The following is a 4584-nucleotide window of genomic DNA, read 5'->3' on the forward strand; positions in this document are numbered from 1 at the left end:
CCGAACTCAGAAGTGAAACCTCTTTGCGCTGATGGTAGTGTGGGGTTACCCATGTGAGAGTAAGTCATCGCCAGCTCATTATTCGAAACACCCCCTGCATGAGCAGGGGGTGTTTTTTTGTGTGTGGAGTTTATAGCAAAATTAAAAAGTAAAAATAATATTCTGAATTTACTCAAGGTTATTTGCTGTTTTTAAATCAGCCTGATTATGTTTTAATCATTAAAATTTAAAGCCTAGGAATCTGCGTGTTTGAGGTATTTACACAGCTCTGTGGTGGAATCGGTTTATTTTTGCTTGGTATGACTTTAATGACCGAGAGCCTTAAAGATATTGCAGGTGAAACATTAAGACAATGGTATTGGCTTTGTCAGTGCAGGCGTACTCTCTTTTTCGCAAGCCATTGGTGTAATTATTGGCGCCAATATCGGTACAACCAGTACTGGCTGGATTGTGGCTTTTTTAGGTTTAAAGTTTTCTATTGGACAAGTGGCTTTGCCTCTCATTGCCATAGGCGCTTTACTTAAAATATTAGCACATGGACGTACAGCGCTTACCGGCTTGGCGCTTGCGGGATTCGGCCTGATTTTCTTTGGAATTGATTTGCTTCAAGTAGCAATGTCAGGTGTCGCAGAACATCTCGATCTTTCAATTTTCTCGACCGAAAGTTTTGCTGCAAAGCTGTTATTGGTACTTTTCGGTTTGGTCATGACTGTGATTTTGCAGTCCTCTAGTGCCGCCATTACAGCGACACTTGCTGCATTAGCAAGTCAGGCGATTCAGCTCGATCAAGCGCTTGTGCTCGTCATTGGCCAGAATATTGGAACCGTTGCAACTGCAGTACTGGCAGCCATCGGTGCAAATGCGAATGCAAAACGAACTGCTGCTGTGCATGTCTGTTTTAATGTCGTGAGTGCAATTTTTGCATTTTGTATTTTGGTTCCCTTGTTTTTATGGCTGTATCAACCACAGTATTTTTTATCTGGTTGGGATCATGTGGTCATTGTGGCAGCTTTTCATACAGCCTTCAGTGTATTTGGTGCCTTATTTTTTATGCCATTGATTCGCCCCTTTGAACAGCTGTTGGTGAAATATATTCCGGCACATGAAGATTCATTATTACAGGCCTTAGATGAAGCCAGTTTGGCAGTGCCTGCGGTCGCAATTAATACGGCAGAACAAGTGATCTTTAAAACCATATTGACCCAATATTCCTGGATTCTAAAAGCCATCAAGTCAGCAGAATTGGTTTCGGCCAATGAATTAAAACAGCAAGACGAATTAATTTACAAATTACAGGATTATTTAGGAAAAATTGTTGTGCCTGAAAATAGCACTGATCAAAGTCGGCTCTTTAGCTTATTAAGGATGATGGTTTATCTGAAAGTGTTGCGTAGTGATTTGGAAAATCTAAAGCATGTTGTGAGTATTCGTACCCAACCCGCGATTCATCAACTTGCCTTGGATTTTATCCAGATTCTGGAAAATGCTGGAAATAGCATGCTAGATACTCGCTCATCTGAAGATTTGAGCCAGTTGTATATTGAAATGGGACATCTAAAACAGTGGAGTAAACAGCATCGTAGCGAATTACGTGAAAAAACTAATATTTATGCCTCAACGTATCAGCTGAATGCAGCCAAAACTTTTGAGTTATTGGCTGCTCAGCGTTGGTTAGATCGCTTAGTTGCGCACAGTTACCGTTTGATTAATGTACTCAATGAGCGTCAGCAAACACTTACAATGCATCAAATTGACGACGAGCATGTTTAAGAGCAGATCTGAGGCCTTCTTCCAGCGTTGGGTGATAAAAAGGTTTTGCCAGGATTTGATGAATATCCTGATCTGCATCAATGGTCCAGGCCAGAAGATGGCCAAGATGTTCGGCTTGTGAACAGAAGAGTTCTGCGCCTAATAATTTGCCTGATTTTTTATCAATATAAACTTCAATACCACCTTTATTTTCAGCAAGAACCAATGCACGTCCTTGATTTTCATAGGAGGCAAATCCTCGAATAAATTCAATATTTTGCTGTTCTAACTGTTTAAAACTTTGTCCGATAATCGCCATTTCCGGGTGAGAGAATACGATTGCCAGTGGGGTGAGTGCGGGAATCGGCTTAATCTCGGGATAATTTAAACAGTTATGAACCACTTCTTTACCAGCATGAGCAGCTTCGTGCTGAATGGGGGCATCAGGTGCGGCATCACCCACTATAAATATAGGCATATCTGCGAGTTGTTTGGTTTTTTCATTGATAGGCAATTTTTTGATATCAGCAAAACTAGGCTCTAACTGATTTAAACCTAATCGATCCAGATTAGTCTGACGGCCTGTAGCGCCCAAAATATATTCAACTTGAATAGTTTGAGCTTGATCATTTTCAGTAAAATTAATCTGGATATGATCAGCTTGTTTTTTAACTTGATCTGGCAAGATTTTGAACTTGATATTGAGTTCTTTACTCAATTGCTCCTGTGCCAGCTTTTGTAAGACTGGACTGGTTAAGGCACCTACTTTTTGGCTACGAGCGAACAGGGTAGTGTCTACGCCCAGTCGTTGCATGGCTTGTGCCAGTTCAATGGCAATCACACCACTTCCGATCACTGCTAAAGACTTGGGTAATTGAGAAAGTTCAAATATCTTATCAGAAGTTAGATATTTATCTCCTAATTCTTCCTTGAATGTTTTATCGATATTAGGTCGTGAACCAACCGCAATAATGAAGCTTTTAGCCTGATAAGCTTGTCCATTGACTTCAACTGTATGGGCATTAATAAACGTTGCATGACCAGAAATTTTATGTGAAGCCTCCCATCGATCAACGCCTTTTAGGGTTGCGCGAATGAAACGTTCTCTTAAGCTATGTAGACGTTGCATCACACCTGAAGTATCTATTACAGCTTCATGTTGTAAAGCGAGGTCTTTCGCGGATTGAATGTCATGCATGCGATTTGCAGATGAAATCAGAAGTTTGCTTGGCATACAGCCGACACGTGCACAGGTTGTATCCCATGGGCCGTCATTAATAATTAAAATATTTTGGGTGTATTTGATGGCTTCGTTATAAGCACTGATCCCTGCAGTGCCTGCGCCAATGATGATGAGGTCGTACATATAATAGACTTTCTAGAAATTTATATCCTTAGTTCCAATATACAAAAAAGCCCTCTCTAAAAGAGGGCTTTTATTAAATCTTTACATTAATATTTTAGATTTGTTGGAGAGGTCAAATTTGTTTGAATAGTACCATTATTATTTGTTGAAGTACCTTCATAGGTAATTCCATCAATAATATGTTTGAATTTCAAAATACTACCATTTAAAGATTCTTTAAATGTGAAAATATTTTCTCCCTCCAAATGAATACTTGCAACAAAGTTTTTTTCATTTTTTGATGGAGATTCATTTTCTACACGTGTACCTATAATTGCACTTACATTTGGAATATCAAGGATTTGTTGTGCATTTGCTTTGACTCGGTATGTTGCAAGTGCTGCTGGATCACCAACAACTGAATTAATTTCGAAATTAACTGTTTCGACTTCAGGTGTATTTGGATTATCGTTGGTTAATACATCAAAACTTGAGTTGTTTTGCAGGACATAAAGTTCACCATCTGTAGAGGTTGGGTCTTTATAAATACTTAGTGCACCTTTGGTTTCGGTGGTTTCATCATCATAAGTTAGAGTCACCTCATATTCACTATTGGCTGCATTCATGCTTACAATACGCAGCTGATCTGATTGTGTAAGACCCCATGACTGCTTGTAAGGGTATCCAAATACACCAGTTACCCAAATATCATTAAATTTTTTATCAGCATTTCGATTATCAAAAATAATAATCATAGTTTTTCCAGTGAACTTATCAATTTGTTCATCTGAAAGTTTCATGCCTGTAAGTTCATTATCATTCACATCAAAATCCCATGTCGAATATTTATTAGGATTTACTTTATTTAACTGATTTTTGATGGTTGCATCATTAAAAAGAATATAACAACTAGTATTTGTATATGTGCCTGAGTTCATACACTTTTCACGATATACAAAAGCAGACTTATCTTGATCAAATAATTTTTTGGCATCTAAGGCAAGTTGTAGAGGACCTTGTGCAAAGGTATCTAAAGCATGATCAATATAGCCTTTAGCTGTTTTTTCATCATTTGGATCATAATTTCCAAATAAGAATTGACCTTCACGTTTTATAGTATCTAAGATTTGCTGAGAAGTTTGTTCCCCAGATGGAACACTTGAATTGTCACCATTGCTTGTTCCAGTTGAAGGTGATTTATCATAATAACCATCGCCCCCACATGCGGCTAAAAAACCTGATAAAGTGATAACAAGCACACTTTTATTAAACTTCATGTTTTACCCCAAAATAATTATATAAAGAACGCCAATCTCAACTTAAAATGAGTTTTTCGAGTTGAATTGGCGAATGGCCAAGCTTCTTATTCAAAACAACGCAGACGGTGTGTGACAGAATCTTTCTGATAAAGCGATGTGATAAATGCCATAAATCTTTTGCTCTTACTTTTTGGATATTAAAGCGATCTACCAACTGGCCAATGACGGTCT

General features: G+C 38.3%; 2 protein-coding genes and 2 pseudogenes. 1 reads left to right on the top strand and 3 read right to left on the bottom strand.

The annotated features are described in order from the left end of the window. Nucleotides 1-245: 245 nt before the first annotated feature. Nucleotides 246-1770 (top strand): annotated as a pseudogene (locus FTU95_RS14735) (Na/Pi cotransporter family protein). On the opposite strand, the gene FTU95_RS14740 reads toward FTU95_RS14735, so the two are convergent. The 3 genes and pseudogenes from FTU95_RS14740 to FTU95_RS14750 form a co-directional block, all read right to left on the bottom strand. After that, complete coding sequence (locus tag FTU95_RS14740) at nt 1736-3115, bottom strand: dihydrolipoyl dehydrogenase (protein WP_180078875.1); 1380 nt, start codon at nt 3113-3115, stop codon at nt 1736-1738. The pseudogene FTU95_RS14735 and the gene FTU95_RS14740 sit on opposite strands and share 35 nt — an antisense overlap. Before the next feature lie 86 nt (nt 3116-3201). Further along, nucleotides 3202-4371 (bottom strand): hypothetical protein, encoded by a 1170-nt coding sequence (locus tag FTU95_RS14745; RefSeq protein ID WP_005106056.1) that lies wholly within the window; start codon nt 4369-4371, stop codon nt 3202-3204. A 37-nt stretch (nt 4372-4408) separates the two neighbouring features. Then, nucleotides 4409-4584: pseudogene (locus tag FTU95_RS14750) on the bottom strand (IS982 family transposase); the annotation flags it as partial.

The sequence above is a fragment of the Acinetobacter sp. YH12208 genome (genome assembly GCF_013418055.1).
Lineage (GTDB): Bacteria > Pseudomonadota > Gammaproteobacteria > Pseudomonadales > Moraxellaceae > Acinetobacter > Acinetobacter pseudolwoffii.

Excerpts from the sequence above, each read along its gene's own strand:
- FTU95_RS14740 (WP_180078875.1), bottom strand. The coding sequence starts at position 3,115 with ATGTACGACCTCATCATCATTGGCGCAGGCACTGCAGGGATCAGTGCT.
- FTU95_RS14745 (WP_005106056.1), bottom strand. The coding sequence starts at position 4,371 with ATGAAGTTTAATAAAAGTGTGCTTGTTATCACTTTATCAGGTTTTTTA.